Here is a 23,129-nt window from a genome sequence, read left to right as displayed (position 1 = left end):
GGCTGCCTCGCTTATCCTGAACTGCGGCAACACCCATCGTCGCCGCTGGTAAGCTACGCACAAATCACGAAGCAATCAAAGAGTCTCTGACGCTTCTTTTCCCTGTTTTCCCTGAGTTTCTGTCGTCCGTTCGTCGGTCGTGAACCTCAATCGTACCGCCGCGATGACCCCGACGCTCAGTCCCCGTCGGAGGGGCTGGTCAAAGAGAACTTTCTCAACTACCAGAGGCTGGTCCGGAAAACCTGTCTGTTGCAATTGCCGTTCGATCGCTGCACGACGCTGATCATCACCCTGATTCTGTTCGCTGAAGTCCCGTATGTCGTCGATGGCTCTCATCACCACCACACCACCGGGATTCTCTTTCACCCACTGCAGCAACACTTCTTTCGGGCCCTCTACCAACGGCTGTTCCAGTCGGCCCATAAAGTTCAGCTGCCCATGATAGCCCCCATACCAGAACACCGCTTCTCCTGCTTCTTGCTGAACCCGTACGAACCGAGCCATTGGGCTTAGATCGAACTCCTGCCAGAAGCCATTACCAAGTCCGACCACCAGCACACTCAGAAACATCACCGATGCTGTTGCATGATGACGAATCATTCTGATCGGTGTTTCCTGTACCGGAATCAAAACGCTCAGCGATACCAAAACCAATGCCACGCTGTAGATCGTTGGACAAACGTTGTTCAGCCGGGTCACTGCCAACTGCGGGACCATATTGACCACGGCTGGTGTCACGGCGGCAAACAAAGTTGCTGCCACCTGGAGATACTTTTCGCTGCGTTCAACCCGTGTCGCGTTCGTCATCATTGTTCGGGCGATCAACAATGCCACCAGGGGTATAGACGGCACAAGGTAATAAGGCTGTTTACCACTTACCAAAGACATCACCTGGAGCGTACCCACTATGCCTGCCAGGCAAAATCGGTTGCTTCGATCCCGAATTGCTGACATCAGATTAGCCGTACATCTGGAGAAAAGCGGCCACGGCAGCACACCTATCGGAAGCACCAGCAGGTAGAACCAAAAGGGCTGTTTGTGGGAAAACGATTCGACCACTCGATTGGCTGTCTGCCCCCAGAGTAATTCTTCTGCATAAGCCTGACCGCCACTCGCTGCAGCCGCCAGAGCCCAGCTCAATCCGATAATACCGCCAAATACGATCGTCATCGCCACTGTCAGATACCATCGCCCAATTCTTAGAGACGCTGAACACCACCATGGAGCTGACAAAGCTACTGGCAGCACATGGACGAATATCACCGGCCCTTTTGCCAGTATTCCGAGCCCTATGCCAGCCGACGCCAACAGGATGCTGCGTTTTCTTAACCCCCGGCTTGCTATGTCTTGGTATGCCAGCAAAGTCATTTGGGCAGTGACTGTCTGCAACGTGTCGAACATCGTCAGTGTGGAAAACACCATCCACAGCATCATAGATGTCTGAATCAATGCAGCAGCCTGAGCCACATCTTTTCGATTCCAGAGCTGTTTTCCCAGTTGGTAGGTGAACAGTATGCTGACTACGGCCATCGCCGGGCCGGCCAACCTGGCTGACCATCCGGTCGGTCCGGTCAAAAGCCACAGTGCATTCATTATCCAGAACAATAGTGGCGGCTTGTGTGCATAGGTGGCACCATTTTTGTGTGGTACCAACCAGTCACCGGACTCATGCATCTCCCACGCTACCGACAGATATCGTGTTTCATCGACCGGCAGAGGAGGCCGTGACATCAATGCCGATGCTGTTAATACCAGCATTAATGCGACTGGTAAAAACAATCGGGGAAGATCTCTGGGATCTTCTGTCATGCCGCTCGTCTTGATGGTTGCTCAGCTGTTGACCTTGTTTCTGTCCGTACCATCGGCAACGTCACAACTTCTGCTTCCTCTTCGCTTCTCCGCGAAGCCCTGGACAACAGTTGGAGGTTGCGAAAGTAGATGACAAAACCGGTTGACTGGCCAATGATGAATACGGGGTCCTGTCGATAGACTGCGTAGCTTAACAACACTGTTGCTCCGGATATGCTCAGATACCAGAATGCCACTGGGATCACGCTCTTCTTTTGCCGTTCACTGGAAACCCACTGAACGATAAACCGCCCAGTAAACAACGCCTGGCCAAACAAGCCAAATCCTACCCACCACTGCTCCGACGTCATGGCCCTGAAGACTCCTTCTTCTGGTCCGTTAATACTGGTAATCGGCTTCTGTGCATTAACCATGCGACTCCGACAAGATCCACTACCCCTGCCGTTAATCGACCGAGTGTCCCATAGTGTGACGAACCGCTGCCTCGGACTCGATGATTGACCGTCTGGGAGATCACTCGACCGCCCAATCGTCGCATCAACGCCGGCAAGAATCGATGCATATGATCAAAGCGGGGGAACTTCTGAAAGGCGTCTTTTGGAAAAAGTTTGATCCCACATCCGCTGTCCGGGGTCGCGTCTTTCAACATTCGGCTTCTTACGCTATTTGCTACCTTCGAGCAGAATAGCCGCCAACCCCCATCCTTCCTTTTTTGCCGGTGTCCCACCACCATGGTTAACGGTATTGTCCCCGTCTGATAGGTTTCCAGCATTCTGGGTATGTCTGCCGGGTCATTCTGACCATCGCCATCAAGTGTGGCGATCAGTTCTCCCTGACTTGCATCAACGCCCGACATCAACCCCGTACTCTGGCCACAACTTTTCTCATGTGTCACTACTCGCAACTGTGGCATCGTTTGCTGTATCGCGGTCAGCACTCCTGCTGTTTCATCACTGCTTCCATCATTCACCACAACCACTTCGTACTCGGTCCGCCCATCTTTGAACGCTTCGATGATCTCCTCGAGCAATCCTGGTAAGTTTTCGGCTTCATTATGAGCTGGAATGACAACCGACAACATCATCGACCCCTGATTCCACGGCTGGGTTTGGTTTGTCTGAGCGACGATTCTCTGGCTTGCCTTTTTTTTAGTCAAACTCAGTTCTGCTTACCATGCCTTCCTTCCCAAGTGTTGTTGATAACTTGTTAACGCGCTAGCTGTTCCTGCGCTGCTGAGCTGGTGAGTTTTCCAAACTGTCTGCTCGACATCACTGGCTGACGCCGAGTTTCGACCTTCTTTGATGCCCAGTGATCACTCTGTTTCCCTGTGTTTTCTACTGGTTTTCAACGTTCTTCACTTGTCTTAACTTCTTTTAAAACAAGGGGTTACGATTAGAGATAGGCGAGTTATCAACATTTGCGACGTCACTTACTAGTACTTCTGCTACTTCTTTTACTGATTTCATTTTTCTCGCTGTCAAAAGCAAAGACCTGAAAAAAGTCTCTCCTTTCAGGTCTTCTTGCTTCTGAATCAAATCCTGTTTGATCTACCCCGCAATAACTTCCCAGCCACTTCGATATTCCTTGGAAACCAGTTTTGCGGCTTCGGGAGCATTGGTGGCTGTCAGAGTTGCTGCATCCCATTCCAGTGATTTGCCAGTCCGGTACGCTACGTTACCCAGCAACACTGTTTCGGTCAGTGCACCGGAATAATCAAAGTTACAGGTAGTCGGTGATCCGTCTTTGCAGGCCTTGATCCATTCAGCGTGATGTCCAATCGAAGGTGGTATGGATTTTTCTGGTGCCTGGAATCCCGCGAACTTGTTCGCAGGGAAAAGCTTATATTTGCCATAGTCCGCGAACATGTGTCCTTCTGTACCAACAAACATCACGCCATTTGGTGGAACCGGTTCGTCCGCGACGCGTTTTGGAATGAGGTTTCCGTCGTACCAGGTGAGATTAACTGGTGAGTTTTGATTGCTGGTAGGAAACTTGTATCGCACAACAAGTCCCTCCGGTGCCATGTTCGCGTCTGGGGATTCACCTTCGGCTTCACAATGATTTGGATGCCGCAGACCCAGAGCCCAGAAAGGAAGATCCATGTAGTGGCAGGCCATGTCGCCAAGAGTGCCCTGACCAAAATCCCACCATCGCCGCCACTGTGCGGGATGAAATCGACCTTCGTGGAACGGGTAAACAGGAGCTGGGCCAAGCCACAGTTCCCAGTTAAGATTTGCTGGAGGTTGGGTACCAGCTTCGGTGCGACTATTAGCCCAGTCCTTCCGGTATCCCCAACCCTTTCCGACCCAGACATGGACGTCGGTAACCGTACCGATGGCTCCAGAAGCGATGATTTCAACGACGCGGCGATAGTTTTCACCGGCGTGAATCTGAGTACCAAGTTGAGTAGCAACACCCTGCTTTGCTGCGGCTTCAGCAATGATGCGTGCTTCCTGTACTGTGTGGGTCAGAGGTTTTTCACAGTAAACATGTTTACCAGCTCGGATGGCCCTGATTGAAGCTGGAGCATGATGATGGTCAGTGGTGCCGATGACAACGGCATCAATCTTGTCGCCCTCCGCTTCAATCATTTCACGGTAGTCCGCGTAAGTTCGAGGGGTGAGCTGATTCTTCTCCGTGAGCATTTTCTTAGCGCGTTCGAGGTAGTTCGAATCTACGTCGACGATGGCCACGATGTTCTCGGACATCACACCGTTGACATCTTCAGCAGCACGGTTAGCGGTGCCTATACATGCAATATTCAGTTTTTCCAGAGGACTTCGATTGAACCCAAAGCTCGCTGGGTTGACAAATAACGAAGATCCAACGGCAGCGATAGACGTGCCAGCAGTGCGAAGAAACGAACGACGATCGAGGTGGGAGGTACGCGACATCAGGCGAGCCTTTCAATCAGGAGGGTTCAGGTAAAGCGGAACTTTATCAGCAAAACACGAGTAGGAACAAAGGAACAGGGTCGGTTGGAAGAAGCATTACAGTCAAATCAAAACACTAAGAACAGTGACAACGGTGCAGAGACCGCTGAGCGGCTGGTGGACGTCATCATTGTAGGGCAGGGAATTGCTGGAACAACATTGGCCTGGGAACTGCACAACAGGGGCAGGACACTGGCGTTGATAGATCGGGTAGAGGAGGTAACAGCTTCCAGAGCAGCGGCAGGTCTGATCACGCCAGTTACGGGCAAGCGAATGACTCAGATGCCGGATTTTCAACGGTACTGGGAGTACGCGTCAGCATTCTACAGAGAGGTAGAACAGCAAACACAGTGCGAAATCTTTCAGTCGACATCGATGCTGCGAATATTTCGCAACGAAGAGGAAAGGCAGATGTTCATCACAAGACGTCGTGAGCAGCTGAGAGGCTCAGTCAGGGAAGAAGCGGATCCGGAAAAAGGATTGACCGGTTTTTCGATGCAGCCAGCAGGCCGTCTACTTGTGAAACGATACCTGATCGCATCAAAAGAGTTCTTCAGCCGCAAACACTTCGTGGTGAGTGAATCTCTGCAAATCGAAAACGACGTTCGGGTGAGCAACAGCACCGTGACGATTTCGCGACTGAAACTTCGTGGTCACAACATCGTTTTCTGTCAGGGGTATCAGCCGCAAAGCAACCCGTGGTTTGCCCACATACCAGACAAACCCGCCCGGGGCGACATAGTAAAGGTTGCGTTGCCAGCGAGAACGGAGCGAAGAATAACACATCAGGGGATATGGATCGTGCCAGAAGAAGGCAGGAACGAGTTTAGCATAGGAGCGACCTACGACTGGAAGGACTTAACGAACACACCGAGCGAAGAGGGGCTGAGTCAGTTATTGAGCCAGCTGCCAGCAGCGGAACAGAAAGAGGCCAGGGTGGTCAAGCACGTAGCGGCAGTCAGGCCGGCGATGAGCAATCGTAAAGTGGTGGCGGGGTATCACCAGGAAGAATCCCGAGTGGCAATTTTTAATGGCCTTGGGGCGAAAGGGTGCCTGGTTGCACCCGTCAAAGCGAAAGAGCTGGCAGAAGAAATAACCAGACGCTTACGAAACGAAGACGAAGTGGCTGAATGGCGAACAGAAGAGTTTCTGGAAGCGGTGATAGCGGATACAAGGCGGAAATCGCTGACAAAGCTGGTTCATCAACTACTGTCGGGACATCTGCAGCCAGGCGATCGAGTAATCGACGCGACAGCAGGAAACGGTTACGACACGGTGCTGATGGCGAAAAGGATAGGAGAGACGGGCGTAGTCACAGCGATCGACCTTCAGGATCAGGCGATCGAGGCGACTCGGCAGCGAGTTCAGGCAGAAAAACTGGGCAACGTAACGTACATCCGAGGGTGTCATGCGAAGTTGTTGAGCGGATGGTTGCGAACGGAGAGCCAGTCGGCCATAACATTTAATCTGGGATTTCTGCCAGGCAGTGACAAGACTTGTGTGACATCAGGCCACACAACAGGAAAGGCAATCGAAGCAGGCTACAGACTGCTGAAGCCGGGAGGAGTGATAACAGTTGTGGCATACCGCGGTCATGAGGGCGGTCAGGCAGAGGCAGTCGAAGTGGAATCAGTGGTATCGAAGCTTCAGCGGGAAAAAGAAACGACAGTCTTCAGGATAGAAGCAGATACGAGTAATCAGGCGTCACCGGTGTTGTTGGTCATCATAAAGAGGAAGCGACAGGAAAGATGAAGTATCAAGTAATCGGTATGGTAATGCTGACCGTGCAAGTGCTTACCCACAGAGAATTGGGGGCCGGAGAGCTAAAGGGGCAACCAAACGTAGTGTTCATCCTTGCCGATGATCTGGGATACCGGGAACTGGGGAGTTTCGGGCAACAGAAAATTCAGACACCACACCTGGACAAGCTGGCATCAGAGGGGATGCGGTTAACGCAGCACTACAGCGGAAACGCGGTATGCGCCCCGTCTCGATGCGTGTTGATGACAGGCAAAGACCCGGGACACGCCTGGGTGAGAAACAACAGTGAAATGCAACCGGAAGGTCAGAAACCGATACCGGCCGAGGAAGTGACGGTGGCAGAATTGCTGAAAGAAGCGGGTTACGTCACAGGAGCTTTTGGGAAGTGGGGCCTGGGTGGACCAGGTTCAACAGGCGAGCCTTTGCGTCAGGGCTTTGATCGTTTCTTTGGTTACAACTGCCAGAGGCACGCGCACAGTTACTATCCATCGTATTTGTGGAGCGACAACGAACGAGTGGCTTTGAAGAACAATCCCGCAGTGCCCGGGCATGCAAAGCTTTCGGCCGGGGCGGATCCATCAGATCCAGCCAGTTACGATGAATTCAAAGGACAGGATTACGCCCCGGATCGTATCAATGAACAAGCTTTAAAGTTTATTCGTGACAACAAAGACAAGCCTTTCTTTCTGTATTATCCGACCGTGATTCCACATGTAGCCCTGCATATCCCGGATGAAGAGTTGTCGCCGTATTTGGCGAAAGGTTGGAATGATCCCCCGTTTACGGCAGCGACCGGGGGCTACACCCCTCACTTTACGCCGCGTGCGGCGTATGCAGCCATGATTACTCACATGGACAATGAGGTTGGCAAACTGTTGGCTGTTCTTGACGAGCTGAAACTAAGTGACAACACACTTGTAGTTTTCTCGTCGGATAACGGTACCACACATCTGGATAAGGAAGTGGACTACACCTTCTTCAACAGCGTAGGAGAACTACGTGGACTCAAGGGTTCTCTGTACGAAGGCGGCGTGCGAGTGCCAACTATCGTGCGTTGGCCAGGACATGTGAAACCCGGAACGACGTCGGACAGAATCAGCGGGTTTGAAGACTGGCTACCAACGATTCTGGAGGCCACGGGCCACGCAAAGAAGACACCGGCGAACATCGACGGGATCAGCATGGTTGCGACGCTGGAAGGAAAACAGCAGAAGCCTCGCGAAAAACTGTATCGAGAGTTTCCCGGTTACGGAGGTCAACAATCGATACGCGTCGGCGACTGGAAGGGTATTCGCCAGAATATGGGCCGAGGGAATCTGACAATGCAACTCTACAACCTCGCAACAGACGCAGGAGAAAAGCACGATGTGGCGAAGGAACACCCGGAGATCGTCGCAAGGCTGAACAAAGCAATGGAAGAGCATCGGGAGCCATCACAAGTCTTCCCTCTGAAGCCGCTGGACTGACAGGACGCCGGGGGTAACAGGGAAATACTGATGGTGCTCGCAAGTTGTGGTCATCGGGAAACGATCATCAACGGACAAAGCGGCAGAAGCTGCCGGTAGACGTGCGCTGAGTGAGCCGGATAATCAGAATAGACAAGCTAATCTTCCTAAAGCAGTAAATCTATTTAAGCCGCAGGATCGCTACAGCCGAACATTCGATGAAGGCGTGGTATGGTTTTCCAGTGCCACGCATTTCCATCTTTTTGTTGTCCCGGGCTGCTTGACTCTCACCGTAAAGTCGCCGGAGGAATCAGGATGTTGATCCGACGTCGTATCGTAAGTGCCCTGTGCCTGTTGTCCGTAGGTTCATCTGTAGTTGTTGGGCAACAGAAGAATCCCTTCGCAGAGTGGGACCGAATATCAAAACAGACCGAAACTACGATCAATGAATCGTCAGTGAGCGGGGGCCAGGTAGGTCGGGCGAAATCGTCGAGACCAAACGGTGTGCAGTATTTTGCTCCGACCGGTTCAGCACCGGAAATCGCGTCCCGACAGGAGGCGACTTCAAAGGGTCAGGCATCGCCAGTCCGGAATCAGCCAGAACCCTTAAACGCTCAATCGGGCAGTGAAGCGGTAATGGTGGAGAGGCTGAAGTCTCAGCGTCAGGTGCAGGAGTCCGCATTTGAAAGCCTCGTCGAGAATTCACCATCGGGACCGGTGGCGGCCAGGAGTTCCTCCACGTCAGCTCTGTCAAGTGATCCCTCGGTTGAGCAGGCAGGCTACGAAGGTACCAGTGAAAGCGGCATTGTTCAGACGAGCGGCGTAACAGAAAAGAGACAGCAACAGGGCACAAACCCGTTTGCAGAAATGTTGTCACAACCGCCGCGTGTTCAGCCGGCGTCAGCGGTGGAACCACCGTTGTTTGATTTCGGTGAGGATGAAGAAACAGCGGCACCTTTGGGATCGACTCCTCAAGGTGGGCCTGCTCGGGCTTTTGCTGAAACGACCGAATCGGGTACGTCATTCACGGCAACGGGTGCTCAGTCACCAGGTGTGACTTTGCAGTGGATCCGTCACGGCCAGTTTAATGTCGGACAGGAGTGTGACGTAGAACTGCAGGTTCAGAACACATCTCGCGTGGCTGTACGCGGAGTAATGCTGGAAACAGTCATCCCGAACGGTCTGGACGTCGTAGCTGTGACGCCTCAACCATCGTCGGTCGCTCCGGGGCCAACATGGACATTTGGCGAAATGGCAGCGAATGAAAAACGCTCAGTGACGTTTCGCGTTGTTCCGACGCACCGTGGTGATGTACACATGGAGGGCTTCGTCCGACTGACAGGATACAGCTCGTCGACGTTTTCGGTTCAGGAGCCAATGATAGCGGTCGCTTTGGAAGGGCCGGCAGACATTAAAGTGGGGCAGCAGGTCAAATACACGGTACGTGTCACCAATCCAGGGACAGGTACGGCCAGCAATGTGCGAATTCAAACCGCGATACCGGAAGGTCTGGAACATCGTCGTGGGAGCCTGTTGACGATCGAAATCGGAACTTTGAGCCCGGGTGAGTCGCGAGAAGCGGATCTGATGATGACGGCTATTCGTGGAGGCAGCCATGACGTGGCTGTTCGAGTCGTAGCCGATGGTGGACTACTGGATCAGACGGTCGCATCCGTGAAAATAGCCGAACCACAACTGGCCCTGAAGATCCATGGTCCAGGAGAACAAATGGCGGGTCGAACCGGGGAATACACCTTGCAGGTAGGCAACGACGGAAGTGTGCCATCGGCAAACGTTCGAGCGAAATACCGGGTGCCCGAAGGTTACGAATTCGTTTCCGCAGATCGTGGTGGCAAGTTTAACGAGACTGACCGGTCGATAGAGTGGTTCGTGGGAACGGTAGGAGCGGGAGGCAGCAGCCAGTTTAAGGTTGTACTGAAGGCGACGCAGACAGGCGAAGCATTGCACCAGGCTGGGGTCATCTCAGAACTGGGTCGTGCGACACTCGCGGAACATACCACCCGGGTTGATGGTACGGCCGTACTGGAACTTGCTGTGAACGCCAATCGAACTCAGGGAGCAGTCAATGAGGAAATCACCTACGAAGTACGAATAGGGAACAGTGGTGCTCGGGAAGCAAAGAACGTAGGTTTTTCCTGTGAGATACCGTCTTCTCTGGAAATTGTGAACGTCGCGGGCCCATCCGAGTATATCGCGGAAAACGGAGTGATGGTCTTCAAATCGATGCCTGAAATCGATGCAGGCAAAGAAGCAGTGTTTGCACTGAAGCTCCGATGCAAGCGAGAAGGAAACCACAGGATCAGGCTGCGTATCGCCAGCGAATCCGTCAGTGAAGCAGTGATCGGTGAAGAGACGATTACCGTCACACAATAAAAGAGCGTGCAACAACCAGCGTGGCAAAGCATAAGCCCGACCATTTCAGGATGGTTGGGCTTATCTTGCTTCTGCACCAAAGAAAGTGCGACCACAGCGTCAGATGCTCGGGAACAGTTCTCGGGCGTCAGTGACGAACCAGAGATCAGCATTGGCCGCTCGATATGCAGCGGCGGTGACGTCAGCCGTGGAAGCGGTTTCTCCCGTCACGGTCATTGGTACAGGTGAACAAAGTGCGAGCAAAGCTGGAACGTCGCCATATTTTACGGCTCCAGGCAGTAGATTCGCATCACGGATATTCGTGATCGAATTGAAACGAAAGCCTTTGGTATCGATTCGGATGCTGGTGATAACACCTTTCGACAAAGCGCAGGCAGCAGCGGTGATGGGTCCGGCTCCGCCGGTGGCAATCAGATGTAACTCCGCTGGTTTCTCGGCGTGATTATGGGCAAAACAGATCAGTGTCAGAACATCATGAACCCGCTGAGCAAACAGAGGATGATTATAACCCAGCGTGTAGCCAGCAAATTCTCGCGGATTATTGACGGTACGATATTCCGCCACTGGCTTGCCGTCTTCCGTGTAGTCGCCGGTGTAAAGCATATCAATTGAGCCAACAGAATAACCGGCTTTCAGCAGCGACAGCACAGCATCGTTCGGGCTGCCGTCTTCTCGGAACAAGGCAGACTTGCCGTGCATATCGATCCAGAGGACCACTTTCTGATTCCAGTTCTTTGGATAAAAGAAAGCTGCAGGAATCTCCTCACCGTGCTGTGTAAAGCGAAGTCTGGCCGAGTACTGCAGATAAGTGTCCTGATCAACTTCCGTCAGTTTTTCATATTCAATGGAGCCTGCCGCAGGTAGCGAGCGGCCGATCATAATTTCCAAAGCTCCGCCGATCACTCGCCGATACTCGACCAGCGAATCCGTGTCAGTAGGAGTTAGAGCCAGGATTTGTCTGTTCGAGGCATTGTCCCACGCACGCAGGAAAGCGACTTCGCTTTCCTCAGACTTCTCCGGTGCTGGATGCTTCGGCGTGAATACCGTAGCTTCAGCAATAGAAAGTGGTTTGAAATCGCGTTCGATCAGGTCGGCATCGGTCAGACCAAGATTGAGGTACTTGTTGAAGAACTCGTACATCATCCGCCGGCTGACAGCGTTGTAATTGTGTGGGAAGGGATAATGCCTGGCCTCCACAAGATCCGGTACCCCCATCATGGCATAGTGCTGTTTTAATTCAGGTAGTCCCTTCGTTTCGATATCCACCGTCCAGTCGTTTGCCCCAGACATGTGCACCGGACGCGGAGCAGCCATGGCGGCGAATTCGACGTTCCCCGTGTTGATCCGAAGATAGGAGGCATTTTCGCAAGTGCATCCACCCTGCATGGCAGTCGAAACCATAACTGCGGGAAAGGCAGCGGCGACGCGATCATCAATGGCGGTGATCAGAAAAGTCTGACTGCCGCCACCGCTGGCGCCTGTGACACCAATACGCTCGCGATCACAATCTTCGCGCGATGTGAGCCAGTCGAGGATACGAACAGAGTTCCAGGTCTGCAGTCCCAGGATGTTCAACAACCGAAGCTCAGCCTGAGCACTAAAGAGGCCCCAGTGGTCTGCAGAGCTCATTGCGGGTCGCTGCTGGGAAAATCGATGAGCAAGTGCTTCAGTCAGAGAACCTCCGTCGGCGTAGCCGAGCATATCGTATAGAAAAACCATGCAACCCATCCGAGCCAGTTGAACGCAGCGAGCCTGTAGAGGATGCCTGCCTCCTGTCTGAAATTGTTCGGCTCCGGATTCGATTTCCTTCTTCAGTTGAGCCTCGCCGTGATCATGAAATCGGCCGTTGGCCCAGTGACCATGCGGGCAAAGGATGGTCGGCAGCTTCCCGGTCGCACTGGCGGGCTTATACAAACTGCCCGTGACCAGAAAACCGTCCGCGCTCTCAAAGTAAACACGATCGATCGTATAACCTTCGCGTTCCACACGACCATGAACTGTAGCAGAGACGGCCGGGCGTTCGGGCATGGGCCACAGGCCGGACGCTACCAGAATCTGGCGTCGAACATATTCGCGACGCACAGCCCAGTCTTCCGGAGATGCGGAGGGCTGAAATGGAAAATAACCGTTGAGGTCCTTGAGTGGGCCAAGCCTTGAGTCTTTGGGGAGATCGGCAGGAGCTTGCGGATAGGCAGCCGCATAGAGAAGATCAGTCCACGGCATGATCGCCGTCGCAGCAAGAGACCCCGAAAACTTCAACATCTGACGACGATCGAAAGGTGAACGAAACATGAAAAGACTTTCGGTGAAGGCAGGTGGGTTGTAGAAACGCCAGCAGGCAGGGCGAGAAAACGGAGCTGTAGCACAGTAATCAGGCTGAACAGAGTTGTCGGGAGACATCGGCAGTAAGTCAAGCTAACCATCGCTGGTATCCGGCGGACGCAGCAGCTCAAGGGGTCCCAAAGGGAGAGTCAGCGCAACCACACGAACAGAAGATTAAGGGGGCTTCCGCTGGATGTGAAAGACGGTGGTCGCAGAAGCGAATCGTGTCGAATCTCCGTTCGGAAGACTTCAGCATTGGCCGGGGGCAAATCAAGCAAAGCCTTTGCGGTCACTCGCTTTATTGGCACAAGCCCTCTTCAGCACGTTGTGGGAGATCAGAACACCGTCACCTCGGAACGCCGACGCAAAGGAGGAAGCCGTGAGCTCGCTCTTTCCCTTGCTTTCCAAAGTGGAAAGCGGACCAGCGTAGACGCGGCTGTGGGCCCGGAACAACGCCAGCTTCTTATCCGCATCGCATGGCAAAACCAGCTTATTTTGCTCGCTTAAAGTTAATCGCAGCGTTTGTGTTAGCGGGCGTAAAGTCGAAAGCATCATCTCCCTTTGACAGGAAAGAGCCGCTCAGGGTAAGTCCATCGCCACTAAGCGTGAGAGTCGTTCCGCGAACGGAAAAGCTGCCGGTTGTTCGGGTTTGTTTGCCTTGACTCACATGAACGAGAACGAACGAGCCATCAGCTTTGAACTCAGCGGCAAACGCTTCAGAGGCAGAGCGAGCGGCACTCCATCGACCGGTGAGTGAAGACAAGGACGCGGAGTCCGGTTCAACGGCTGGTGGAGCCGGATTCGTCAGAGAAGAGTCCGGGGATTCCGAAGCTGGAGAGGATTTGGGTGATTCGAGTTTCCAGACCGAATCGGTATCCCGAGCAAGAATTGCCAGCTGGTTGATCTTGTCACGCAAAGTGAGACCGTCGACGCCAGCGTTCGGGATCTGGCAAATGACCTCGGTGCGTGTGCGGTCTGGGTTGTAGGCAAACTGAATCGACGGGTGCTTTTGATTGGCTGTCAACATGCCAATCCAGGTTGCTGCAGGGACTTCTTTCGCATCCTTTACCACGGCCAGACCCAGTGAAACAATCAAATGGCGTTCATCGTCGGAGATTTCAACCAGCACAGGAAACGTCCAGGGATCCTGTTCTTTGCTGGTGGAAACCAATCGTCCATCCAACGTTGTCGTTTCAAATCCAGCCGTTCGTAACAGGCTCGCGACGTCGTCGATCGATGTCACCCTTGAAGCCGCGGAAGTTCCGGAAGTGGTCGTTGCTGTGACGGTATCGAAAACCGACGTTCCGCGAAGGCTGGAGAATAGTTCATCCTGTTGCGCCTGAGCATTCGTCATCATGACGGCTACCAGACCGGTTGCAAACGTTTGGATAGTGGTTCGGCAGATTCGATTAAGGAAGAAGCACATGTTAACACCACCCTGGCTCAGCGTTTGAATCCTGCGAAACTGTGGAAACGACTCGCAACAATTGGCAAGCGTTATTTTTCAGGGCGCGTTAGCGGCAAAACTGTTACAGGAAAAAGCAGAAGAAGTCAGTTGTCACGGCACGTGATGGTTTGCAGAAGACCGGACAGGCCCTGGTAAACATCACGGGTCGAGGACGAAGTTGCCGCTGACGTCGAATCGGACAGACCGCGAAGTCTGTTCATTGATATCGATGGTCAAATCACCCAATGCCAGCATTTGGGCAGCCAGATTTCCCTTGAGGAATTGTCGGTAACCGACGTAGGAAGTGCAGAGCCGAGGGTTAATCTCCACGGCTAACGCGCCCAAATTTGCATCCTCAGGCACAACAATGTCCACTCCTAAATAGCCACGAAAAGCCGGAAGGTTGGGTTGTAAAAGAGATTGCAACTTCAGTATCCGCGAGCGATCCGCTTCAGAAGCGACCTCGCAAATACCAATCCGCCCACCTTTGTAAGCTAACAGGCCGTCGTCAAGGTGGACAAACTGTTCTGTTGGCGGAAGTGCGATGGACTTGCCAGCGACGCCACTTCCCAGGAAACCGATGGAGTATGATTTGCCCGATATGAATGGCTGAATAATCCATTCAGAGCCATTAAAAGGACGGGTTCCCGCGGCACCATTTGAGTGCTGAACGCGCGCAAGACAATCGTTGTATGTTCCGCAGAATACGCGGTCACTGCCCACACCATCTCGTGGCTTGATCACCACAGTTCCAGGAAACAACTGTTTCTGGTCATACACCATCGTCGAGGTTGGGATCGAAGGAATGCTGCGGTCAGACAACCATTGGTGACAGTCCATCTTGTCAGAGAACACACGAATCCATTTGGAAGGCACGCCGATGAGCTGGTCATTATTGACGGCGTTTTCTTCAACGAGTTGAATCAGACGGCACAGAGTTCCCTGACTCTCTGGTGCAATAATGAGAATGGAGTCGCCACGGGCAGCAGACCGCACGATGAACTGGTCAAGGTCGTTGACGTCAGTCGTGAATTCCCAGCACTCGCTGGAAGATGCGTGAGGACCAATGGTCTCAGGCGCCGGAAGCCCATGGCCGAGGACGCCTGTCAGCCGAATTGTGGAAGAGCGTGATGATAAGACCTCACGAAGAGTAAGGAAGTCTTCAAAGACAGCACCGAACATGGCAGCAGCCTCCAGACGCATCGAGTCGGAGGCCGACCGAAAGATGTGCGGTAAGGCATGCAGATATTCAATGCAGGTTACGCGAACGCAGTCCACTTTATGCGAAGAGTTCAAAGTTAATGGCATTCGGCAACGCTTGCAGTTGTCCGGAGAAAGTTCTCAGCAGTCACGACGAGACGGGAAGATCAACAGTCGCGAGCGTCAGCGTCATTGCAAATGACCATGTGATTCAGAATGCGATCGATCCCGGGGATCCGTCGAATCGAGTCGCCTAAATCAAATTCTGCACCATCGAATCGAATGACTCCCTGCAGGCAGACACCGTTATCCAGACGCCGGACAACCAGCGACTTGACGGTGACGCCCTCAGTTGCCAGAAGTTCACGACGAACATCGGCTTCAATTTCATGACAACTGGGCAGCTGTTGTTGTTCTTCGGTCTGTTTGGACATCGAAACCTCCATGCGTTTCGCAGAGTAGAACAGAGGCGGGAATAGCTATCCCAAACGGTCAATCATCATACATTGCCTTCGGAGAATGGATAGACCCGATTTCAACAATCCGCCAGATTACGCCCCGAGGCGATTGCAATGTGCCCTGGAGCACACAGTTGTGCTGAAAAGAAACATCAGGATTGTTGTTCCGAACAGTTCTTTGTCTCTCCGGCGTCTGTTCGATCCGATGTTCGTGGCAAAGCAATCCGGGCTGCGACCCACGTGTCGACAAACAGTTGTGAAGCATGAAACATCAGCATCGGCACAATTGCCAATGGCACGCCACTGGCCTGGGCAACTGCGACACCCACAGGCAAAGTCTTCTGACTGCCGGCAAAGATCACGGCAATTTTATCCTCCGGTCGAATGCTGAAGAAGTAACAGGCCAGTGAGCAGACAATCATTCCGCAGATATGAAGTGCGTTGCAGGCCAGCAGCACCGTCAGGAATACGCTGACGTCGGGAGGTTTTGCGTCTTCGGAAAACTGCGTTCCTCCGGTGAGTGCGGACATATAAACAATAAACAGCAAAATGATTTGAGCAGAATTGCTGTACACTTTTTTCCTGCGATCGACTTCCGATCGAATATGAGGAATCAGGCGAACGAGTTGCCCGAAAAAGACAGGCAGAACCGCCCCTTTCACCAGGCGGGCCGCCATCGGGGTAAAGGCGAGTGTTTCAGCGACGGAGTTCAGTTGCTGACCAGAGACTGCAAACGAAAGCCAGATGGGAATCACAAGAAAACAAAGTGAATTGGTCAGCAGAGTGACTAGTAACGAAACCGCATCATTCCCATTCGCCATGCGCGTCCACACCGAAGCTGCCGCCATCGTGCAGGGGACGATGGAAGCAATCAAGAGCCCGAGTCTCAGGTCGGGTGAACTAATCAGCGGAAGGATCGGCATTGCCATCAACGGCATGATCAACTGGTTGATCAGCGTTGCCAGGAGAACGGCTTTGGGAGAACGTACCGAGGCTACCAGACGACTGGAATCAAGCGTGATCGACATCAAGAACAAAATCACAGCCGTCAGCAACGTCCCGGGAATTTTTCGCAGGGAATCAGCCATCTCTCTGGCGGTTTCCGAGGTTCCCAGAAGGATTCCAGCAGGGATCACCAGCATCAGTCCACAAAGAAACCAGTGCTGTGTCACCAGGTGAAAGATTTGGACAAACGGTTTGCGACTGTTGGACAACGGTGAATCAGCTTTCGCGAGGCGTCGAGAAGGATGTCGTGTGCTGGGTAGCTGTGGTGTTCATGCGGAAGGATAGTCGGTTTTCAGTCGACGCTTAAGCTCAGCAAGTTCTCCAGGCGTATTGATATTGTTCAACGAACGCAAATCGGGATCAAAAGATCGCAGTTCGGAACGTGGTACCCATCTCGGATGACTTGCCAGCGCGAAGGAACGACATCGGGCAACATCGGCTGCCAGAAGTTGCTGTGCCAAAGCATACAGACCCGCGCGATAGACAGCGCAAAGGGGATAGATCTGTGACGAAGGAGCTGGAACAAGCACTCCCTTGCCGTCTTCGATGCATTCGTCACAGGGTACGACAGATGCGCCGTCGTTCAGACAGTTCAGCAAATACAGGATCACATCAGACTGGAGCTCCGGAGAATCACACGCTGTGACCAGTGTCGCGGTTTCTGGGCCGTAACGCCCGGCGATGAACCGGAGTCCGGTGGCGAGTCCCATGAGAGGCCCCAGATCGGGTTGAAGATCACGGACGATTTCGACGGAGTCAGGCAGTACCGGCAGTTCCTGTTCGGATGCAGCCACAACGACAACTGCCGGTTCTGCCCCGGAATTGCCCGCGACAGATTCAGCACGGGTTTCCTGAACAATCCGAACCATCCTTTGCAGCAGAGTTTCGCCGGCCAGTGACAGCGTGGCTTTGTCGGTCCCCATTCGAGAGCTGTGTCCTCCACACAGAATGATGGCAGCAGTTGTGGAATCTGTGGCCCGCATGTTTGATCCGGTCAGGTGGCCCGAGAATTTTGGGACAACCGTCAGTGAGAGCTACCAAAAACACAGGAAAAGAGGAGCCAAATCGAGCGACAGGGGTAAATGTCGGCGGTAGGATCTTCACCAAATATTAACAAATAATTCACAATCCGGTTCAGGTTCAATGTCAGCAGACAATCTCGCGAAACTCGTTTTTGGTCTCATCGGAGGCCTCGGAATTTTCCTTCTGGGCATGAAGTATATGTCAGAAGGAATGCAGGCTGTAGCAGGAAGCAGTCTGCGTCGCATGATTGGGGCAGTGACGAACAACCGATTTCTGGCCACGGGTGTTGGGACACTCGTGACGACTTTAATTCAAAGCAGTTCCGTCACGACAGTCATGGTGGTCGGATTTGTAAACAGTGGTGTCATGACGTTGCAACAGGCGATTGGTGTGATCATGGGTGCCAATATCGGCACGACAATCACCGGTTGGATCATTGCCATCAAGATCGGAAAATACGGGTTACCAATTCTCGGTGTCTTCGCTTTTGTCTATTTGTTCTCAAAGGGCGATCGCTGGCGCAGCTGGGCGATGGTCTTTATGGGTATAGGCATGGTCTTCTTTGGACTTGAGACCATGGGCAGTGCCTGTAAAGTCATCAAGGAAGTCCCGGAATTTGAAGCGTGGTTCCATCGATTTCAGGCCGACAGTTACTTGGGGGTCGTGGGCTGTGCCACTGTCGGTTGTGTGCTCACAATGCTGGTGCAGTCTTCTTCGGCGACACTGGGTATCACGATTACGCTGGCTCAAACGGGTGTAATTGAATACCCGACCGCGGCAGCCCTGGTGATCGGGGAGAACATCGGAACGACAATCACAGCCTACCTGGCGACACTGGGTGCCACGACAAATGCGCGAAGAGCAGCCTATTTTCACATCATTTTCAATGTGCTTGGATTTCTTTGGATTACCGCCATTTTTCAATGGTACACCAAACTGATTCTGTCCTTCGTTCCGTCAAATATAGAGACCCAGATTGCAGCCACACATACAGGCTTCAACATCGCGAATACACTGTTGTTTATCAGTTTTGTGCCTTTCTTCACCCGAATGCTGGAACGCATCGTTCCATCGAAAGGGTTCAAGGAGAAGCCACGCCTGACGGACCTTGACATCGTGATGCTGGAAACGCCGCTGCTGGCGATCGAACAATCTCGCAACGAAATCCTCAAAATGGGTGACGGGTGCGTGAAGATGCTGGGCTGGCTTCACGAGTTGCTGAACCAGAAGGAACACGATTCACCACTTGTGCTGAAGCTGCGAAATCGGGAGAAGATTCTCGATAGTGTTCAGGACGAAGTCTCGCACTTCATTACCGACATCCTGTCAGGAAGCGTGCCTCACAATGTGGCGGAAGAATGCCGTCAGCAGTTGCGACTTGCTGATGAATGGGAGTCGGTCAGCGACTACATCGAAACCATTCTCCGATTTGACGAAAAGCTGCGAAAAGAGGAGCTTCGGTTCACAGAGTCACAAACGCAGGATCTGAACACGCTGCACCAGTTCGCTGTCGATTATGTGGTTGCCGTCAGTCAGGCGTACCGCAAGCAAAATGTCGATGCGACAGAATCCGTCAATCCGCTGGGCAAGAAGATCCGGCAGCAGATCAAAGAGATGAGGCGAACACATCTGAACGATCTGTCTGAGACAACGCTGCCTCCGCAGGTGACGGTTGCCTTTCTGAACGCACTGAATGCCTATGACCGCGTCCGCGATCATGCTCAGAATATCCTTCAGATCGTGACAGGGGAAAAATAACGGATGCAGGTACGATTCTGTGGCGGGAGTCGTCAAACTACCAAAGAAAGGGAAAGACGGAGCCGGAGATGGTTCTTCGCCCATCACCTCGGGCAACACGGGATCTGATCAAAGACAGCCGGTGAGGGGGGGAGAGACCTCCCGGCAGGTAGAACTGCACGACCTCAGAACGAAGAAACCCGCACAAATGACGTCCGTTGCGCCACTGCTGGAGATGTCCGGAATCAGCAAATCCTTTCCGGGTGTAAAGGCGCTTCAAAACGTCAACCTGCGGGTTGAAGCGGGACAGGTTGTCGCGTTGATGGGAGAAAATGGCGCAGGAAAAAGTACGCTCATTCGAATGCTGGGCGGCGCACATCAGCCGGATGCGGGTTCCATCCGAATGAACGATCAGCCCATCATTCTGAGCGACCCATCCGATGCCATCCGCGCGGGTATTGGAGTGATTTATCAGGAGTTCAACCTGATTCCAGCATTGACGGCCTGGGAAAACATCTTCCTTGGTCGCGAGTCATCGCGGTTCTTTGTTCAGAGGAATGCAGAACGGAAGCGAGCCGGCGAATTGTTCGAACTGATGGGAGTCACCATACCACTCGACGTGCCCTGCCGGACTCTGTCGATTGCTCAGCAGCAATTAGTGGAAATCGCAAAAGCTTTGTCGCAGGATGTTCGGATCCTGGTCATGGACGAACCGTCTGCGGCACTGACGCCGAAAGAAGTTCGACACCTGTTTCAGATCATAGAAGAGCTCAAAGGCCGCGGCATCGGTATCGTGTATATCAGCCATCGCCTGGATGAAGTCTTCGAAATCGCTGATGTAGTCACTGTGCTCCGCGACGGTCAGCACGTTGCTGATGAACAATGCCGCTCTCTCTCCAGGCAACGCCTTATCGAACTGATGGTGGGGCGTTCTATTGAGCAGGAGTTTCCAGAGCTTCCTCACGAAATTGGTGAGGAACGCTTTTGTGCACGGCACCTGAACCGGGGAACTGCTGTTCGTGATGTCAGCCTGTCGGTTCGGCGTGGTGAAATTCTGGGAATCACCGGCCTGGTAGGTTCCGGCCGAACAGAAACGCTGCGACTGATCTTCGGCGCGGATCCAATGGATTCCGGAGAAATGGAGCTTGATGGACGGCAACTGAGGATTTCCAGCCCGCGCATAGCCATTCAGAACGGCATCGTGCTGCTGACGGAAGATCGAAAGTCTCAGGGTTTGGTGTTGGGACGCAGCGTGCGTGAGAACTTTTCGCTGGCGAACATGCGACAGTTTTCTTCTATGGGCGTTGTTCATCAGGGCAGGGAACGCGATGCATTTGCATCATTCGTGGAATCACTGAATATTCGGATTCCCGGTCAGGAACAACTGGCAAAGAACCTGTCAGGAGGCAACCAGCAAAAGGTTGTGCTTGCACGATGGCTGCAACGCAATGCGGAACTCATCATGTTCGACGAACCAACTCGCGGAATCGACGTTGGTGCACGATATGAGATCTATCTTCTGATTCAAAAACTCGCTCAACAGGGCAAAGCCGTAATAGTGGTCAGTTCGGAGTTGCCGGAGATTATCGGTGTCAGTGACCGGATCCTTGTCATGCACGAAGGTCAGATCACCGGGGAAGTCACGGACATGAACAATGTGACTCAGCCGGATCTGCTGAAGTTAGCCGTTGGTGACGTGACCGCAGAAAGCATGTCCTGAAGAGAATTCGAAAACGCTGTGGATGGCTGGCGGAACACGAATCTCACGTGAACTGTCCGTTGAAAACCAGGACAGGCACGCAGGAGGACTGGAAACCATCGTGTTTTCAGGTGTCCTGCTCGAGCCAGTCCCGTTCTTCAACAGGCTGTTCAGTTAACGCTCCGGCATGATTCCATACTTGCGCATCTTGTTGTAGAGAGTCACCCGGCTGATGCCCAGATGCCGAGCCGTGTTTGTTCGACTGAAATTGTTCTTCAGCAGGGCTTGTTCGATAATGTCTTTTTCGGTCAGTTCGATTCGGTTGCCCAGCGAGTCGCCCTGACGCACAGCGAAGAAAGCAGACACGGAGGGATCATTACCTGGCCCAGCCATTCCTTCGACGACATGCTGAGGCAGAGCAGACGGCTTCATGACACCATGATCGCTGTAGATCACGGCGCTTCGGATCGCATTCTCCATTTCCCGGACATTGCCGGGCCAGGGATAGTGCAACAGACATTCAATGAACTCCGGCGCGATCTCCCGGATCTCAACTCCCAGTTGCGTGGCATGCTGATGAACAAAGAAACGCGCGAGCGGTTCGATGTCCGGCAGCCGTTTTCGGAGTGGTGGCAGGTGGAAACTGAGTGTATTGAGGCGATAGTAGAGGTCGGGGCGAAACAAGCCCTGTTCCACGAGCGGTTGGAGCTGCAGATTGCTTGCGGCAATGATCCTGGCTTTGACGTGGAGTGTCCGGTTCGAACCCACAGGTTCGAATTCACCTTTCTCGATGACTCGCAGGAGTTTGACTTGCTGTTCCGGCGACAGGACATCGATTTCGTCAAGCAGGATGGTCCCGTTTCCTGCAGCAAGAAACTTGCCATCCTTGTCCGCATGCGCACTGGTGAATGCACCTTTCACATGACCGAACAATTCGCTTTCGATCAGATCACCAGGCAGGGCTCCGCAGGCCAGATGCAGAAATGGTTCACCGGCCCTCGGCGAAACGTCGTGGATGAGTCTCGCCAGGTGGGTCTTTCCTGCACCCGTTTCTCCGATCAGCAGGATCGTGACGTTATGCCGCGCAGCGATTTCGAGTCGACGCAGCATGGAACGCAGTTCGGGGGTTCGTGTGCGGAATTTGTCTGACATACCAGAAGCGGGTTCGTCATCCGGTACCGCAGTCGGACCGGAGTCTCGCTTCGATCCTGCGGGAGCAGCATGGGACCTGTTGCCGGACTCCGCAACGGCAGAAGCAGAGGTCGATGAAGTTTCCGGAGTCGGCTCCGTGACCTTTGAGTGAAGAGGACTCAGTGTGCGGTTCTTCTCCGTTGGGTTTTCGCCGATTGCAATGACGTGTTGGATCAGTAGCTGAATCGCTTCCTCGCCCGGCTGCAGAGAATGAATGTTGACCCTTTGATGAATTTCAACGGGGATGTCCGAGTCGGAGATCTGCCCGGGGTTTGTGACAATGACAAAACGTGTGGTGGCAGCAGACTGAGCCGTGGCCCATGTGCGAGCCACTTGTGTGGGCAGTGATCCGCGAAGATCGATGATGGCCAGCTTTGGCTGATGCAGATGCATCATTTGAGCCGACTCCTGGATCGTGTAGCATTCCAGCAGCCGAAAGTGTTCTCCCAGTGCAGAGCCGAGACTGCGAAAGAAGCCAGGTGAGCTACTGCACATCAAAGCAAGTTCGGGGGACTTCACAACGAATACCTCATTCAGCCAAAGGAAGACACCCATCAGCGCATCCGCGCGACGGTTTACTGAATGGAGATGTTTACAAATCCGGTGCCATAAGGCTGACAATCGTGTTCAGTCGATGAAACACGGGATTTTGATTGTCGGCTCATTGCCAAACATGTTGTTCCCTGGCAACATTTGGTGCCCCAC

General features: G+C 53.2%; 16 protein-coding genes. 5 read left to right on the top strand and 11 right to left on the bottom strand.

What is annotated here, in order from left to right:
• Positions 1-75: 75 nt before the first annotated feature.
• The 4 genes from R3C20_11035 to R3C20_11020 all read right to left on the bottom strand — a co-directional run bounded on the left by R3C20_11035 (position 76) and on the right by R3C20_11020 (position 4,703).
• Positions 76-1,809 carry a glycosyltransferase family 39 protein gene (locus tag R3C20_11035; protein MEZ6041033.1) on the bottom strand — a complete coding sequence of 578 codons (1,734 nt, stop codon included), beginning with the start codon at positions 1,807-1,809 and terminating at the stop codon, positions 76-78.
• The gene (locus tag R3C20_11030; GenBank protein ID MEZ6041032.1) at positions 1,806-2,159 is read right to left on the bottom strand and encodes a lipid-A-disaccharide synthase N-terminal domain-containing protein; all 354 of its coding nucleotides are present in this window, start codon (positions 2,157-2,159) and stop codon (positions 1,806-1,808) included. Before R3C20_11030 ends, R3C20_11035 begins: the two co-directional genes overlap by 4 nt.
• Positions 2,156-2,890 carry a glycosyltransferase family 2 protein gene (locus tag R3C20_11025; protein MEZ6041031.1) on the bottom strand — a complete coding sequence of 245 codons (735 nt, stop codon included), beginning with the start codon at positions 2,888-2,890 and terminating at the stop codon, positions 2,156-2,158. Before R3C20_11025 ends, R3C20_11030 begins: the two co-directional genes overlap by 4 nt.
• Positions 2,891-3,356: 466 nt before the next feature.
• Positions 3,357-4,703 carry a Gfo/Idh/MocA family oxidoreductase gene (locus tag R3C20_11020; GenBank protein ID MEZ6041030.1) on the bottom strand — a complete coding sequence of 449 codons (1,347 nt, stop codon included), beginning with the start codon at positions 4,701-4,703 and terminating at the stop codon, positions 3,357-3,359.
• Between the two features lie 84 nt (positions 4,704-4,787).
• Here R3C20_11020 and R3C20_11015 point away from each other — a divergent pair, with 84 nt between their 5' ends.
• The 3 genes from R3C20_11015 to R3C20_11005 all read left to right on the top strand — a co-directional run bounded on the left by R3C20_11015 (position 4,788) and on the right by R3C20_11005 (position 10,342).
• On the top strand, positions 4,788-6,494 hold the full coding sequence (locus tag R3C20_11015; protein ID MEZ6041029.1) for an FAD-dependent oxidoreductase: 1,707 nt from the start codon (positions 4,788-4,790) through the stop codon (positions 6,492-6,494).
• The gene (locus tag R3C20_11010) at positions 6,491-7,969 is read left to right on the top strand and encodes an arylsulfatase (protein ID MEZ6041028.1); all 1,479 of its coding nucleotides are present in this window, start codon (positions 6,491-6,493) and stop codon (positions 7,967-7,969) included. The genes R3C20_11015 and R3C20_11010 overlap by 4 nt, the downstream gene beginning before the upstream one ends.
• 294 nt (positions 7,970-8,263) lie before the next feature.
• Positions 8,264-10,342 (top strand): hypothetical protein, encoded by a 2,079-nt coding sequence (locus R3C20_11005; protein MEZ6041027.1) that lies wholly within the window; start codon positions 8,264-8,266, stop codon positions 10,340-10,342.
• A gap of 99 nt (positions 10,343-10,441) precedes the next feature.
• Here R3C20_11005 and R3C20_11000 read toward each other — a convergent pair whose 3' ends face one another.
• The 6 genes from R3C20_11000 to R3C20_10975 all read right to left on the bottom strand — a co-directional run bounded on the left by R3C20_11000 (position 10,442) and on the right by R3C20_10975 (position 17,757).
• On the bottom strand, positions 10,442-12,634 hold the full coding sequence (locus tag R3C20_11000; GenBank protein ID MEZ6041026.1) for an alpha/beta hydrolase family protein: 2,193 nt from the start codon (positions 12,632-12,634) through the stop codon (positions 10,442-10,444).
• A 520-nt stretch (positions 12,635-13,154) separates the two neighbouring features.
• Entirely contained in the window at positions 13,155-14,090 is a 936-nt protein-coding gene (locus R3C20_10995) for a hypothetical protein (GenBank protein MEZ6041025.1), read from the bottom strand.
• A gap of 180 nt (positions 14,091-14,270) precedes the next feature.
• The gene (locus R3C20_10990; GenBank protein MEZ6041024.1) at positions 14,271-15,419 is read right to left on the bottom strand and encodes an ATP-grasp domain-containing protein; all 1,149 of its coding nucleotides are present in this window, start codon (positions 15,417-15,419) and stop codon (positions 14,271-14,273) included.
• Between the two features lie 59 nt (positions 15,420-15,478).
• The gene (locus R3C20_10985; protein MEZ6041023.1) at positions 15,479-15,745 is read right to left on the bottom strand and encodes a hypothetical protein; all 267 of its coding nucleotides are present in this window, start codon (positions 15,743-15,745) and stop codon (positions 15,479-15,481) included.
• 176 nt (positions 15,746-15,921) lie between these two features.
• Positions 15,922-16,983: a bile acid:sodium symporter gene (locus R3C20_10980; GenBank protein ID MEZ6041022.1), complete on the bottom strand. Its 1,062-nt coding sequence runs from the start codon at positions 16,981-16,983 to the stop codon at positions 15,922-15,924.
• A gap of 60 nt (positions 16,984-17,043) precedes the next feature.
• Positions 17,044-17,757 carry a molybdenum cofactor guanylyltransferase gene (locus R3C20_10975; protein MEZ6041021.1) on the bottom strand — a complete coding sequence of 238 codons (714 nt, stop codon included), beginning with the start codon at positions 17,755-17,757 and terminating at the stop codon, positions 17,044-17,046.
• Positions 17,758-17,917: 160 nt separating this feature from the next.
• On the opposite strand from R3C20_10975, the gene R3C20_10970 reads away from it, so the two are divergent.
• A complete protein-coding gene (locus tag R3C20_10970; GenBank protein ID MEZ6041020.1) occupies positions 17,918-19,555 on the top strand; it encodes a Na/Pi cotransporter family protein in 1,638 nt (545 codons plus the stop codon).
• Between the two features lie 187 nt (positions 19,556-19,742).
• A complete protein-coding gene (locus R3C20_10965) occupies positions 19,743-21,254 on the top strand; it encodes a sugar ABC transporter ATP-binding protein (GenBank protein ID MEZ6041019.1) in 1,512 nt (503 codons plus the stop codon).
• Positions 21,255-21,407: 153 nt separating this feature from the next.
• Here the strand turns inward: R3C20_10965 and R3C20_10960 are convergent, their stop codons facing one another.
• Positions 21,408-22,979, bottom strand: coding sequence for a sigma-54 dependent transcriptional regulator (locus R3C20_10960; protein MEZ6041018.1), 1,572 nt, complete (start codon positions 22,977-22,979; stop codon positions 21,408-21,410).
• Positions 22,980-23,129 lie beyond the last annotated feature (150 nt).

Source organism: Planctomycetaceae bacterium (genome assembly GCA_041398825.1).
In the GTDB taxonomy this organism is placed as follows: Bacteria; Planctomycetota; Planctomycetia; order Planctomycetales; family Planctomycetaceae; genus F1-80-MAGs062.
This window is presented reverse-complemented; position numbering and strand designations above follow the sequence as displayed.

What these genes read in the sequence shown, in the direction of transcription:
- R3C20_11010 (MEZ6041028.1), top strand. Translation starts at nt 6,491, where the DNA reads ATGAAGTATCAAGTAATCGGTATGGTAATGCTGACCGTGCAAGTGCTT.
- R3C20_11005 (MEZ6041027.1), top strand. Translation starts at nt 8,264, where the DNA reads ATGTTGATCCGACGTCGTATCGTAAGTGCCCTGTGCCTGTTGTCCGTA.
- R3C20_10960 (MEZ6041018.1), bottom strand. Translation starts at nt 22,979, where the DNA reads ATGGGTGTCTTCCTTTGGCTGAATGAGGTATTCGTTGTGAAGTCCCCC.
- R3C20_10995 (MEZ6041025.1), bottom strand. Translation starts at nt 14,090, where the DNA reads ATGTGCTTCTTCCTTAATCGAATCTGCCGAACCACTATCCAAACGTTT.
- R3C20_10990 (MEZ6041024.1), bottom strand. Translation starts at nt 15,419, where the DNA reads ATGCCATTAACTTTGAACTCTTCGCATAAAGTGGACTGCGTTCGCGTA.
- R3C20_10975 (MEZ6041021.1), bottom strand. Translation starts at nt 17,757, where the DNA reads ATGCGGGCCACAGATTCCACAACTGCTGCCATCATTCTGTGTGGAGGA.
- R3C20_11000 (MEZ6041026.1), bottom strand. Translation starts at nt 12,634, where the DNA reads ATGTTTCGTTCACCTTTCGATCGTCGTCAGATGTTGAAGTTTTCGGGG.
- R3C20_10985 (MEZ6041023.1), bottom strand. Translation starts at nt 15,745, where the DNA reads ATGTCCAAACAGACCGAAGAACAACAACAGCTGCCCAGTTGTCATGAA.
- R3C20_11035 (MEZ6041033.1), bottom strand. Translation starts at nt 1,809, where the DNA reads ATGACAGAAGATCCCAGAGATCTTCCCCGATTGTTTTTACCAGTCGCA.
- R3C20_10970 (MEZ6041020.1), top strand. Translation starts at nt 17,918, where the DNA reads ATGTCAGCAGACAATCTCGCGAAACTCGTTTTTGGTCTCATCGGAGGC.
- R3C20_11020 (MEZ6041030.1), bottom strand. Translation starts at nt 4,703, where the DNA reads ATGTCGCGTACCTCCCACCTCGATCGTCGTTCGTTTCTTCGCACTGCT.
- R3C20_11025 (MEZ6041031.1), bottom strand. Translation starts at nt 2,890, where the DNA reads ATGTTGTCGGTTGTCATTCCAGCTCATAATGAAGCCGAAAACTTACCA.
- R3C20_11030 (MEZ6041032.1), bottom strand. Translation starts at nt 2,159, where the DNA reads ATGACGTCGGAGCAGTGGTGGGTAGGATTTGGCTTGTTTGGCCAGGCG.
- R3C20_10965 (MEZ6041019.1), top strand. Translation starts at nt 19,743, where the DNA reads ATGACGTCCGTTGCGCCACTGCTGGAGATGTCCGGAATCAGCAAATCC.